At 68.3% G+C, this 12,177-nt stretch carries 9 protein-coding genes; 6 read left to right on the top strand and 3 right to left on the bottom strand.

Annotated elements, in window-relative coordinates; all coding sequences use genetic code 11:
• A complete protein-coding gene (locus tag ABDW61_RS09150; RefSeq protein WP_343638141.1) occupies positions 1-675 on the top strand; it encodes a hypothetical protein in 675 nt (224 codons plus the stop codon).
• A gap of 203 nt (positions 676-878) precedes the next feature.
• On the opposite strand, the gene ABDW61_RS09145 is transcribed toward ABDW61_RS09150, so the two are convergent.
• The 3 genes from ABDW61_RS09145 to tkt all read right to left on the bottom strand — a co-directional run bounded on the left by ABDW61_RS09145 (position 879) and on the right by tkt (position 6,091).
• Positions 879-2,729, bottom strand: coding sequence for a S8 family peptidase (locus tag ABDW61_RS09145; protein WP_343638140.1), 1,851 nt, complete (start codon positions 2,727-2,729; stop codon positions 879-881).
• A 247-nt stretch (positions 2,730-2,976) separates the two neighbouring features.
• The gene (gene gap, locus ABDW61_RS09140) at positions 2,977-3,975 is read right to left on the bottom strand and encodes a type I glyceraldehyde-3-phosphate dehydrogenase (protein WP_343638139.1); all 999 of its coding nucleotides are present in this window, start codon (positions 3,973-3,975) and stop codon (positions 2,977-2,979) included.
• Between the two features lie 55 nt (positions 3,976-4,030).
• Entirely contained in the window at positions 4,031-6,091 is a 2,061-nt protein-coding gene (gene tkt, locus ABDW61_RS09135) for a transketolase (protein ID WP_343638138.1), read from the bottom strand.
• 204 nt (positions 6,092-6,295) lie between these two features.
• On the opposite strand from tkt, the gene murU reads away from it, so the two are divergent.
• The 5 genes from murU to ABDW61_RS09110 all read left to right on the top strand — a co-directional run bounded on the left by murU (position 6,296) and on the right by ABDW61_RS09110 (position 12,168).
• Positions 6,296-6,988, top strand: coding sequence for an N-acetylmuramate alpha-1-phosphate uridylyltransferase MurU (murU, locus tag ABDW61_RS09130; RefSeq protein WP_343638137.1), 693 nt, complete (start codon positions 6,296-6,298; stop codon positions 6,986-6,988).
• 119 nt (positions 6,989-7,107) lie between these two features.
• On the top strand, positions 7,108-10,698 hold the full coding sequence (locus ABDW61_RS09125; RefSeq protein WP_343638136.1) for a hypothetical protein: 3,591 nt from the start codon (positions 7,108-7,110) through the stop codon (positions 10,696-10,698).
• A 201-nt stretch (positions 10,699-10,899) separates the two neighbouring features.
• Positions 10,900-11,310 carry a hypothetical protein gene (locus ABDW61_RS09120; RefSeq protein ID WP_343638135.1) on the top strand — a complete coding sequence of 137 codons (411 nt, stop codon included), beginning with the start codon at positions 10,900-10,902 and terminating at the stop codon, positions 11,308-11,310.
• Complete coding sequence (locus ABDW61_RS09115; RefSeq protein ID WP_343638134.1) at positions 11,311-11,514, top strand: hypothetical protein; 204 nt, start codon at positions 11,311-11,313, stop codon at positions 11,512-11,514.
• A 522-nt stretch (positions 11,515-12,036) separates the two neighbouring features.
• A complete protein-coding gene (locus ABDW61_RS09110) occupies positions 12,037-12,168 on the top strand; it encodes a hypothetical protein (protein ID WP_343638133.1) in 132 nt (43 codons plus the stop codon).
• Positions 12,169-12,177: the final 9 nt, after the last annotated feature.

The following is a 12,177-nucleotide window of genomic DNA, read 5'->3' as shown; positions in this document are numbered from 1 at the left end:
ATGCTGCGCGCCGCGGTCGTCCTGCTCTTCGTCGTCAACGTGCTGGTGTTCGCGTGGAACAAGGGCTGGATCGCCGGCGGGGCGCCGAACGCGCCGCGGATGGAGCAGCAGCTGCATCCGGAGCGGCTGACGGTGCTCAACCAGAAGGCGGTGACGCAGCTGGCGACGCGCTCCTGCGTGGAGCTGGGGCCGCTGATCGGCGACGAGCTGCTCAAGCGCGCCAACGCGGCGCTGGCGGCGGCAGGGGTGCCGGCGTCGTCGATCGAGGCGCGGTCGCTGGACAGCGGCGGGGTGTGGGCGCTGGCGACGATCAAGATGCCGAGCAAGGACTTCCGCGAGCGCAAGGAAGACACCTATCGCAGCGCCCGGATCGCGTTCGAGCCGCTGCAGGGATTCCCGGAGGAGCAGCCGACGCTGGTGCTGAGCAAGCACGACAGCGAGGCCGCGGCGCAGGCGGCGCTCGAGGCGATGACCCGGCGCAACTACAAGGGGCTGCGCGTGCTGAGACTGCAGGAGCCGCTGCAGCAGACGACGCTGCGGCTGGCGCGGCTCGATGGGGATCAGGTCGCGAAGCTCAATGCGCTGGCCAATCCGCCGTGGGGCGAGAAGCGCAAGGATTGCGCCCTCGAGACACCGGGCGCCGCCAGCGACTCCGGTTCAGGCGCGAGCCGCTGAAATCGCTGAGCCACTGAGCCACTAAACTGCTCTCGCGCATGAACTCCCTCGCCCCGCGTGCGGGGAGAGGGCAGGGGAGAGGGGCGGTGCAAGTACGCCAGTGCTACTTCAACGCTCCCCCTCTCCCCCACCCTCTCCCCCGTAGGGGGCGAGGGAGTTCGTGGTGCTACAGCTCCGCGTAGGGGGCGAGGGAGTTCATGGTGCTACTGCTTCGGGACCGCGTTGGTTGAAGAGGGCCGCATCCGGGCCATCGGCCAGCGCAGCGCCACGATGGCCAGCGCCAGGGCGGCCAGCCACAGGCCGCTCATTGCGCCGCCGCCGCCCGACGAGGGCGCCGGCGTGGTGGGATCGGTGGGCGTGGTCGGCGTCGTGGGAGTCGTCGGCGTCGTCGGCGTCGTGACCACCGGCGTCACCGCCGCGACGGCCGCATTCGCATCGAGCATCCCCGCGCCGCAAGTGCTGGTCGTGCAATTGCATTCCAGCTGAGGCTGCGCGCTGTTGCCTGCGACGCATTGCGCGACGCCGCTCACCGTCGGGAAAGGGCGCGCCGACGACTGCAGCGCGGCCTTGATCTGCGCCGGCGTCAGCGACGAATTGATCGACAGCATCAGCGCCACCGTGCCGCTGACCAGCGGCGTCGAGAAGCTGGTCCCCGTGCCCGTGTAGTTGTACGCCGCGCTGCCCGCCACCGGCGCGGTCGAGCCGCTGTTGCTCGTCGACAGGATGGGATAGAGGCAAGGGCTGCCCGCCGTCGTGTTGACGCAGTTGCCGCCCGGCGCGCTGATCGTGATCTGCGGCCCGAGATTGGAGAAGCCCACCTTCGAACCCACGTGCCGCAGCCCCGCGACCGCGATGACGTTGCTGCAGTTCGCCGGGATGCCGACCTCGATGCCTCCCGACTTGGTCTCGTCGGTGTTGTCGACGCCATTGCCGGCGGCGGCCACCACGGTCGAGCCCGCCGCCACGGCGTCATTGATCGCCAGCTGGTAGACCGAATTCGACGCGCACGCGCCGTCCCCGCCCAGGCTCATGTTGATCACCTTGGCCACGTTGGGATTGGCCGGCAGTCCCGGCACCGGCACGCCCGCCGCCCAGCGGATGCCGGCCGCGATGTCGGACGCCCAGCCGCCGCACTTGCCGAGCACGCGCACCGGCAGGATCTTCGCGTTGAACGCCACGCCTGCCATGCCCTGGCCGTTGTTCGTGAGCGCCGCGATCAGCCCCGAGACCCGCGTGCCGTGCCAGGAGCTCGACCCGATGTCATCCGTCGTGCAACTGCTCCCCAGCCGGCCGCTGTCGATGTCGGACTGGCTGACCCAGTCGCCGGGATCGCTGGGGTCGTTGTCGGCGCCATCGCCGTCATTGGCGGTGGCGATCTGGTTGGCCGTCGGCGTCGCGCCATTGTTGAAGCCGACCAGGTCATAGCCCGCGACGAACTGATTGAGCAAGTCCGGATGGTCCATCCGCACCCCGGTGTCCAGCACCGCGACGACCACAGCCTTGCCCGTTGCCCGGTCCCACGCCGCCGGCGCGTCGATGGACGAGACCACCGTCGTGTCCGGCGTCTTGAGGTACCACTGCCCCGCCGTGACCCCCGCCTGCGAGGCGGTGGTGTAGAGCGGGTCATTGGGCGTCATGAAGTGCTTCCACCAGCGGTCGACCTCGACGGACTCGACCTCGCTGTCGCCAGCGAGCCGCCGGGCGAGTTCCGCCGAACTCATCCCGCTGGCCGTGTAGACATGGGTGCGGTCGTCCAGGCTGATGCGCGCATGCAGCGTCGCCGCGTGCCGCAGCCCGAGCGTGGTGCCGCGCACCTGCGCGATGTCGCGGGTCTCCCCCGCCGTGGCCCGCAGCGCCAGCGGCCTGGCCTTGACCGCGTCCGCCTGCGGCTTGAAGCGCACGATGACCCGCGCGAAGTCGGGTTGCTGATCCGGTCTGAGCGCCGTGGTCGCCGCGCCGGCACTGCCGGCTCCCAACACACCCATGACGGCGGCGGCAGCAGCCAGACGCGCCATGACCCTGGGCAGGAACCTGGGCTTGGACAGCTCAAACATGTGGGGGCTCTCCACAAAACTGGGCTAATCAGTTTAGGGGTGTGCTCACCAAGAAGTTGCTAATCCCCTGACACATTCACATCGGCGCGTCACCCAGAAGAGGGGATTCCTCACACAAGGGCGAACTGGTTGGCGATGACGGGGGGGGGCCGTTCGCCGCCGGCCGGCCGCCGGGGCAGGCGGAGAAAGATCGCGGGCAAGAAAAAACCCCGCCTGGGCGGGGTTTCGCATGAGGAGGGAAGGCCGCTTACTTGGCGACGACCTTGACCATCTCCAGCACCTTGTTCGAGTAGCCCCACTCGTTGTCGTACCAGGACACCAGCTTGACGAAGGTGCCGTCCAGGGCGATGCCGGCGTCGGCGTCGAAGATCGAGGTGCGCGGGTCGCCGCGGAAGTCGGTGGCGACGACCTTCTCCTCGGTGTAGCCCAGCACGCCCTTGAGCGCGCCTTCGCTCTGGGCCTTCATTTCGGCGCAGATCTCGGCGTAGGTGGCGTTGTTGTTCAGCTCGACGGTCAGGTCGACGACGGACACGTCGGAGGTCGGCACGCGGAAGGACATGCCGGTCAGCTTCTTGTTGAGCTCGGGGATCACCACGCCCACGGCCTTGGCGGCGCCGGTGGAGGACGGGATGATGTTCTCGAGGATGCCGCGGCCGCCGCGCCAGTCCTTGTTGGACGGGCCGTCGACGGTCTTCTGCGTGGCGGTGGTGGCGTGGACGGTGGTCATCAGGCCGCGCTTGATGCCCCACTTGTCGTTCAGCACCTTGGCCAGCGGGGCCAGGCAGTTGGTGGTGCAGCTGGCGTTGGAGATGATGGCCTGGCCGGCGTAGGTCGTGTGGTTGACGCCGTAGACGAACATCGGCGTGTCGTCCTTGGACGGGGCCGACATGATGACCTTCTTGGCGCCGGCGGCCAGGTGCTTCTCGCCGGTTTCCTTGGTCAGGAACAGGCCGGTGGCTTCGACGACGATGTCGGCGCCGACCTCGTTCCACTTCAGCTCGGCGGGATCCTTGACCTGGGTCAGGCGGATGCGCTGGCCGTTGACGATCAGGGTGTTGCCGTCGACCGCCACATCGCCGTCGAAGCGGCCGTGCACGCTGTCGTACTTCAGCATGTAGGCCAGGTAGTCCGGCTCCAGCAGATCGTTGATGCCGACGATCTGGATGTCCTTGAAGTTCGCCACGGCGGCGCGGAACACCATGCGGCCGATGCGACCGAAGCCGTTGATACCGATCTTGATGGTCATGAGGAAAGTCTCCTGCGAGTGAAATGAAATCGATGACGGGGCGTCGATCGCCCGATTATTTCAGCCGGGCCTTGCCCAGGACGACCTTGACGGTATCCACGACGTTCTCCGGCGTGAAGCCGAAGTGCTTGAACAGCACGCTGGCGGGGGCCGACTCGCCGTAGGTGTCCAGGCCGACCACGGCCTGGACGCCGTACTTCCACCACAGGTCGGTGACGCCGGCCTCGATGGCCACGCGCGGCAGGCCGTCGGGGAGCACGCTCTGCTTGTACTTGGCGTCCTGGCGGTCGAACAGGCTGGTGCAGGGCATGGAGACCACGCGCACCGCGATGCCGGCCACGGCCAGCTGCTGCTGCGCCGCGATGGCCAGTTGCACTTCCGAGCCGGTGGCGATCAGCACCGCCTGCGCCTTCTTCTTCAGACCGATGTCGGCCGGCTCGCTGAGCACGTAGCCGCCGCTGGTGATGGCGTCGACGGCCTCGCCCGACTTCTTCAGATAGGGCAGGTTCTGGCGGCTCAGGGCCAGCACGCTCGGGCGCTGGCCGTTGGCCAGGGCCATGGTCCAGGCGACGGCGGTTTCGGCCGTGTCGGCCGGACGCCAGACGTCCAGGCCGGGGATCAGGCGCAGGCTGGACACATGCTCGACGGACTGGTGCGTCGGGCCGTCCTCGCCCAGGCCGATGGAGTCGTGCGTGAAGACGTGGATCACGCGCTGCTTCATCAGCGCGGCCATGCGGATGGCGTTGCGGCTGTAGTCGCTGAAGGTCAGGAAGGTGCCGCCGTAGGGGATGAAGCCGCCATGCAGCGCGACGCCGTTCATGATCGCGGCCATGCCGAACTCGCGCACGCCGTAGTTGATGTGGCGGCCGCCGTTGGAGCTGCCATCGGCTTCCAGGCGGAAGGCGGGCGTGCTCTTGGTGTTGGTGAGGTTGGAGCCGGTCAGATCGGCCGAGCCGCCCAGCAGCTCGGGCATCGCGGCGGTGAAGGCTTCCAGCGCGAGCTGGCTGGCCTTGCGGGTGGCGACGGTCTCGGCCTTGTCATGCGCGCCGATGACGGTCTGCGCGGCGATGTCGGCGAAGTTGGCCGGCAGCACGCCGGCGATGCGGCGCGAGAACTCGGCGGCGAGCTCGGGGAAGGCGGTCGCGTAGGCGTCGAACTTCTCGTCCCAGGCCTGCTCGAAGCCTTCGCCGGCGGCCTTGCCGTCCCAGTCGGCATAGACCTCTGCGGGCAGCGCGAAGGGCTCGTGCGACCAGCCCAGCGCCTCGCGGGTCAGCTTGATTTCTTCAGCGCCGAGCGGCTCGCCGTGGGCCTTGGAGGTGTTGGCGCGGTTCGGGCTGCCCTTGCCGATGTGGGTCTTGGCGATGATCAGCGAGGGCTTGTCCTTGCTGGTCTTGGCCAGCGCGATGGCGGCGTCGACGGCGTCCACGTCATGGCCGTCGACCGGGCCGACGACGTTCCAGCCATAGGCCTCGAAGCGCTTGGCGGTGTCGTCGCCGAACCAGGGGCCGACCTGGCCGTCGATGGAGATGCCGTTGTCGTCGTAGATCGCGATCAGCTTGTTCAGCTTCCACGAGCCGGCCAGCGAGCAGGCCTCGTGGCTGATGCCCTCCATCAGGCAGCCGTCGCCCATGAAGACATAGGTGTGGTGGTCGACGATGGCGTGGCCATCGCGATTGAATTCCTTGGCGAGCTGCTTCTCCGCCAGCGCCAGGCCGACGGCGTTGGTGATGCCCTGGCCGAGCGGGCCGGTGGTGGTCTCGATGCCGGGGGTGATGCCGACCTCCGGGTGGCCCGGGGTCTTGGAGTGCATCTGGCGGAAGGCCTTGAGCTCGGAGATCGGCAGGTCGTAGCCGGTCAGGTGGAGCAGGGCGTAGATCAGCATGGAGCCGTGGCCGTTGGACAGCACGAAGCGGTCGCGGTCGGCCCATTGCGGGTTGGCCGGGTTATGGCGCAGGTGGCGCTTCCACAGCGCGACGGCAATCTCGGCCATGCCCATCGGGGCGCCCGGGTGGCCGGAGTTGGCCTGCTGGACGGCGTCCATCGCCAGGGCACGGATGGCATTGGCCATCTGGGTGGTGTTGGGAGCAGAAGCGGCAGCTGCGGCGGTGTCGGCCATGGTGATCTGGGCAGGAGTGAGCCAAACCCCACATTCTAGTGACCCGCCGCGAAGCCGCTTTGGGCGCTCCGCGTTGTTGCGAATCCTCGCCATAGCTGGGCTATGGCTCCGGTTCGCGCCTAGCGGAGCATCCCAAAGCGGCTTCGCGCCGGGTCACTAGAGGGCGCGCTTTAAACTCACCGGCTAATTTTTTCTGGTGAATCGATGCGAGCCATGATCCTCGCGGCCGGGCGCGGCGAGCGCATGCGGCCGTTGACCAACCACACACCCAAACCGCTGCTGAAAGTGCGCGGGAAGCCGCTGATCGCGTGGCACATCGAAGCCTTCGCGCGCGCAGGCATCCGGGACCTCGTGATCAACACCGCATGGCTCGCGGAGCAGTTCGAAGCGACCCTCGGCGACGGCGCGCGCTTCGGCGTGACGCTGCATTACAGCCATGAAGGCGAACGCTATGGGCGGGCGCTTGAGACAGGTGGCGGCATCGCGACCGCACTCGACCTGCTGTGCGCCGACGGCGACGAGGCGTTCTGGGCGGTGTCGGCAGATATCTTCATTCCGGAGTTCGTGTTCGACACGCAGAAGGCTGCGGCATTCGCGGCGAGTCCCCTGCTGGCGCATCTGTGGTTCGTGCCCAAGCAGGAACGGCATCCGAAAGGCGACTTCGGCATCGACGCGGACGGCCTCGCGACCATGGACGGAGACCTCGAGGTCTACAGCAACATCGGCCTGTACAAGCGCGCGTTCTTCGACGGCGTGAAGCCCGGGGAGCACCAGCGCATCCGCTTCAGCCTGGATCGCGCGATCCAGGCGAAGGCCGTGACGGCCGAGCTCTACACCGGCCCATGGGCCAATGTGGGATCGCCGGAGCAGCTCGACGAGCTCAACGCGCCAGCGTGAATCAACCCGCTTCACTTCCAGCTTCACTTTCGCCTGCTTCGTAGCAGCGGCCTCGCATTCGGGTCCTGACGGCGTCGTGCAAGCGAGCCGCCTACTGTCGCTCCGTCAAGGAGCAACCCATGCCTGAATGGCTCACCGCGCGCCCGCTGAGCGCCACCCTCGTCGTGCCGGGGACCGAGCGCACACGCGAGCATCCCGAGCAGCCCTCGGCCCCGAAACTGCTGGGCGATGCCAGCCATCCGCTGCGCCCGCGCACCCAGCGCGAACCCGATCAGGCCGAGGTGCTCAAGGTGTCAGGACGTGCGATGGCCAATGCGCCGTCCAACATGGACCGGCCGGGGACCTCCCAATTGCGCCGCCGCGCGGCCGCGCTGTCGCCGCCGGGCGTGATGCCTTCGGTGTTCCCGGCGCCGATGTCCAGCCTGCTCACCGGCGAGAAGAGCGGCGCCGTGGTGCCGCTGGGTGCGACCCAGCCGCGCGGCGGCATGCATCCGATCCATCACAGCCTGGCGGCCGAGGTGCTGCGCACGCCGGTCGACCCCGGTTTCAGCGAACGGCTCGACGCCGCCAAGGAGGCCTTCGATGCCGCGGCGCGCCAGCACCGCGCCACGCCGGGCGAGGACGCGCACGCGGCGCTGCGCGCGGCGGCGGCCGATTTCGATGCGGTGCTGTCATCGGCGCAACTGCGCAATCTCGCGGCCGCGGCCCGCATGCACACGGCGACGCGCGTGCGGCTGGATTTCTCGGCGGGTGAGCTCGACCGCATCGACCGGCGGCTCGGCGCGGCCGGGCCAGGACATCCCGCGCTCGGCGAGGTGAACCGCCAGCGGCCGGCGGTGCAGGCCGCCGCCGATGGCGCCCGGCAGATCCAGCAGCGTCACGACGAGGCGCTCAACGCGGCCGAACATCGCCTGGTGGCGCTGATGCTGGCCCATCCGCCTGGCTTCAAGGCCACCGAGCCGGCCCCCGCGCTCACCGACCAGCTGCAGGCGCTGGCGCATCGCCTGCCCGATCAGCCGCTGAAGGAGGCGATGTCGCGGTCCTCGATGGTGGAGGCCGCCTCCCGCATGCTGGCGCATGTGACGGCAGGCGACACCACGCGCGCTGCCGATGCGCTGCGGGCATTGGTGAGCAGGCCCACGTTGACCTGGATGTCGGCCCATGCCGGCGATGGGCCTGAACAGGCCGAGTCCGACGTGAAGGCCCTGTTCCGCCTGATGAGCGGCGTGCACCGCGGCACCGAGGTGCTGATGCTCGCGGCACGCGACCAGGCCACGATCGCCGAGGTGACGCCGCAGTCGCTCGATGTGCGGGCCTTCTGGCGCGCGGACCGGGCGCAGCAGCAGGAATCCTCCGCGCCCGTGCGAGCCTGGCTCGACGGCGCCAAGCGCGCGGCCATGGCCAGCGCCGAATCGGGCACCGACGCCGTGACCAGCCAGCGTGACCTCGCGGCACTGCGCGCGGTGCGCATGGGCTTCGTCTCCAATGCGCCGGAGTCGCACTACGGCCGCGTCAACAAGCGCCTGACCAAGCTGGTCACGCAATGGATCGATCGCGCGCAGGCCCCCGAGGCCGGCTTCGCGAGCCGGGTGCAGCAGATGCTGGGTCTGGGCGGTGCGCCCGCGCCAGACGTCGAGCAGGGCGTGACGCGGCGGCAAGGCCTGGATCCTCCCAGCCTGAATCCCCTGGGCAAGAAGACGCCGCTGCGGGCCGGCGTGCTGGAGCGGCTCGACACGGTGGGCGCGTCCGTCGGCGTGCGCACGCCCTCCGTGCAGGTGCGCGAGCATCTGGGCGCTGCCGCCGACATGCTGGAACAGGCTGGAGCTCAGCTCATCGACCAGGCCCTCGCGCGGCAGGAAGCGCCGGCGCCTGAAGCGGCCATCGGCCACGCGTTCGGGGCCTTCATGAAGGCGAACCCCGGCCTGTCCCCGGCTCATACGCCGACCAGCGCGGAGATGGCGTCGATCCGGGCGCTGGCGCGGGCGCGGGCGGGCGAGGCGCCGCAGGGCGCGCCACTGCCCATGCCGCCCGCCGAGCCGTTGCTGGCCATGGCCGCGCGCGCCGCGTCCGCGCTGCAGGACGTCGCCGCCCGTTCGCCTCAGTCCGCGGCGCGGGACGAGACGCAGACGGACGCCTTGGTGGCCGGGGCCAGCGAGCGTCTGTCCGCGGCCCGCCAACTGCTGTCTCCCGCGGCCGACGGCCGGCAGCGCTTCGTCGACGACCTGTGCGCCAAGCTCGACGGCTGGGACCTGCGCACCCGGCTGCGCGCGGCGGACGGTGCCGTGGCCGGCGCCGGGTTGCTGTCGAACATGTCGATCTCCACGCCGTCGGCGGGCCACCCGCTGATCACGCCCGTAGCCAGCGCGCAGGTGAGGCGCGAAGCCTTCCTCGACATCTTTCACCCGATGCAAGGCCTGCAGATCACCGCCGGCTCGATCCGTCAGGCCGGCGGCGAGCTGGGGCTGAGCGCGGGGCCGACCTTCAAGCTCGCCGAGGACGTGCTGGGATTGCGCCTCTCCGGCGGGCTCAAGGGCGGGTACAGCAGCACGCAGGTCGATGGCGCCATCATGCGCATCCGCCGCGAGCCGGGCCGCCTGCCCGAGATGATCGAGAACCTGAAGAACGTGGTGCGCGACCTCGCCCGATGGGAGACGCTGCGCGACGAACGCGGACAGCCCTTCGACGACGCGGTCTCCGCGCTGCTGGCGCGCAACGGGAAGCTCATCATTTCCGACATGACGCAGGACAGCTCGAGCAGCGTGCTGGAGATGTCCGCGTCGGCCGGCCTCAGCGTGGGTGACCCGCGGCCGGGGCGGCGCAATGCCACCTTCGGCCCGAACGCCTCGGTACAGCTGTCGACCGAGCGCCAGCAGCAGCTCTATGCGGACCATTCGGGCAGCGTGCGCGTGCTCAATGAGCAGGTGTCGATCGCGCACCACAAGTTCCGCGCCTCGGCCAGCCTCACAGCCAACGTGGGCGATCCCAACAACTACCCGCGACCGCCGCATGCACAACACGCGGAACCGGCCCATGCACCATCGCATGCACCGGCGCCATCTCCCGCGGCTGCGCCGCAGGGTGGCACCGAGATCACCGGGGTGAAGGGGCCGATGCTGTTGTCCGGCACGCGCGAGTTCGGCCAGTCCTACGAGAAGGTGTCGGTGACGGTGCTCGATTTCGCCGGCACCATCGACGCCGACCACGACCGCTTCTACAACTCGCCGCAGCCGCTGATGGCCGAGGTCGAGCTCAATCGCGAGCAGTGGATCCAGCGCTATCTCGAGACGCTGAGCGGCTGGACCGAGGAGCAGAAGCAGACGCAGGGCCGGGACCTGGCTCACCGCGACCTCGACCGTTTCCTCGAGCAGGCGCAGGGGCTGCAGGGCAGCAACTTCGCGCACTACAACATCCACGACACGATGATGCCGCAGGCCTCGGGCCACTTCGAGACGCTGTACATGCTTCAGGACGTCGCGAGCGCGACGGGGAACGACGCGATGGCGCAGTCGGTGAAGGCGGACCGCGATCAGCTGTTGAGCGAGCCCTCCACATGGCGGCGGTCGACGATGAACCTCTTCGAGCGCGGCAGGTCGTCGGCCATCGATGGGATCAATGTCGTCGTCAAGGCAGGGCGCACGCAAGGAGCGGACGCCCAACTGCAGATCGCCGAATACCCGTCGAGGAATCCAGCGCCGCCGCCTGGGGCTTGAGCGGAACTGCTGGAGTCAGTCCGGAGAGGTCGCGGCCATCGACGTGGCGTCCGCGCGCTCTTGCACGGCGGATCGCTGCGGATGTCTGCAGAGTCCCTTTAACGGCAATTGCCTCGTCGCTCCGCATGACGTTGGTCAGCGCATTGGCCAAGTGTTCCGTCCATAGAGTCGACGGAACATTCACTCAGTGAGCACACAGCGATGATTGCGCCGGAAGACATCTACATCCTCAACGTCGCCGAACTGACCAAGGATCTTTATCGAATGGGCAATGCGACATGGTCCGCATTCACGGAGCAGCGGCTCCGTATCGATGTGAAGATCGAGGTGCACAACGGTGTTGAAGTGGTTATTGCCAACGGAAACGGCTTCTCCGCTTATGACCACTTGACGCAGGTCATGAAGGTGCCAGGCAACAAGATCTGGAGGATCAAGAAGGGGGCATCGCTCGGGGACGATCTCGTCATCGCGCAAGACTGCCGTCCAGGCCAAGATGGCCGCCACTACTTCGTCGCGCCGAAGCGGACAATGCCGCTCAAGAAGTTCCTCGGAGCCTTGGAGGAACTCGGAATGGACCGCAGCCGAGTCGAGCTGGTAACCGTGGGGATCTAAATGGCCGTCAAATTTGTGATCGGTGAGTATCGAGTGCTGTGGGAGGCGCTGAAGCGCCATCAGGTCGAGTTGGAGCGGGAGTCGGCAGCGACTGAGGACGAAGACGCTCAGCTCTTGGTGGACGACAAGCTCCAGAAGATTGACGACATGCTGCGAAGCATCGCGCTGGCAGCGAAAGCCGACTGGGACATCGATCTGGCTTGATGGTCCAAATAGAAAACCCGCCTTTTGCACGTCTGCTTGCGCAGAACCCTGGCCGAAACCAGGACGTGTGGCGGGTGTGTTGGAACGCAGTCTATGCGGAGACTCGCCCCACAAGCAAGCGCGTTTTGAAGCGCTGACGACCCGCTGGCAAGGCCTGGCACCTCGGGACGAAGTGCCAGCCCCCCGGTATCCCCCATGACACCCCGCGAAGGTGGGGTCACCGGCCTTTGATCCAGATCAGAGGTCGAAGCCGGAGGGGCTCCCCTCCAAAGACCTCCTGGCCTGACCAGAAGTTCAGGATTCCTTCAGGCGAGCTTTCGTACTCTGCCGCCCGTCACCTCATCTCCGGTGACCCGTTCAATCCTCAACCCCGGAGCGTTCATGGATCCCGACCCCAGTTGTCGACGTCTCGCGGCACGCGCCGCCTCGACCTGTACCTCGCATTCATCGCGAGCAACGGCCGTCCGGATCCTCCACGCCTGATCGCGCGAGGGGCCGCGGCCGTTGCCGCCGGAGCCCCTCATGCTGCACTTCCTCGCTCGCCTGTCCCTGCGCGACCTCCTCCGCGATCTGCCCTTCGGCCGCTCCCATGAGCGCCGTCACCCGCCGCTGCGCCGGCCGCTCCAGGGGCTGCTCGTGCGCCTCGACGCCTGATTCCGTGAT

Source organism: Roseateles sp., assembly GCF_039595595.1.
Lineage (GTDB): Bacteria > Pseudomonadota > Gammaproteobacteria > Burkholderiales > Burkholderiaceae_C > Roseateles.
The sequence above is the reverse complement of the archived record's forward strand: the minus strand, read 5'-3'. Positions and strand labels throughout refer to the sequence as shown.

What these genes read in the sequence shown, in the direction of transcription:
- ABDW61_RS09150 (WP_343638141.1), top strand. Translation starts at nt 1, where the DNA reads ATGCTGCGCGCCGCGGTCGTCCTGCTCTTCGTCGTCAACGTGCTGGTG.
- ABDW61_RS09145 (WP_343638140.1), bottom strand. Translation starts at nt 2,729, where the DNA reads ATGTTTGAGCTGTCCAAGCCCAGGTTCCTGCCCAGGGTCATGGCGCGT.
- gap (WP_343638139.1), bottom strand. Translation starts at nt 3,975, where the DNA reads ATGACCATCAAGATCGGTATCAACGGCTTCGGTCGCATCGGCCGCATG.
- tkt (WP_343638138.1), bottom strand. Translation starts at nt 6,091, where the DNA reads ATGGCCGACACCGCCGCAGCTGCCGCTTCTGCTCCCAACACCACCCAG.
- murU (WP_343638137.1), top strand. Translation starts at nt 6,296, where the DNA reads ATGCGAGCCATGATCCTCGCGGCCGGGCGCGGCGAGCGCATGCGGCCG.
- ABDW61_RS09125 (WP_343638136.1), top strand. Translation starts at nt 7,108, where the DNA reads ATGCCTGAATGGCTCACCGCGCGCCCGCTGAGCGCCACCCTCGTCGTG.
- ABDW61_RS09120 (WP_343638135.1), top strand. Translation starts at nt 10,900, where the DNA reads ATGATTGCGCCGGAAGACATCTACATCCTCAACGTCGCCGAACTGACC.
- ABDW61_RS09115 (WP_343638134.1), top strand. Translation starts at nt 11,311, where the DNA reads ATGGCCGTCAAATTTGTGATCGGTGAGTATCGAGTGCTGTGGGAGGCG.
- ABDW61_RS09110 (WP_343638133.1), top strand. Translation starts at nt 12,037, where the DNA reads ATGCTGCACTTCCTCGCTCGCCTGTCCCTGCGCGACCTCCTCCGCGAT.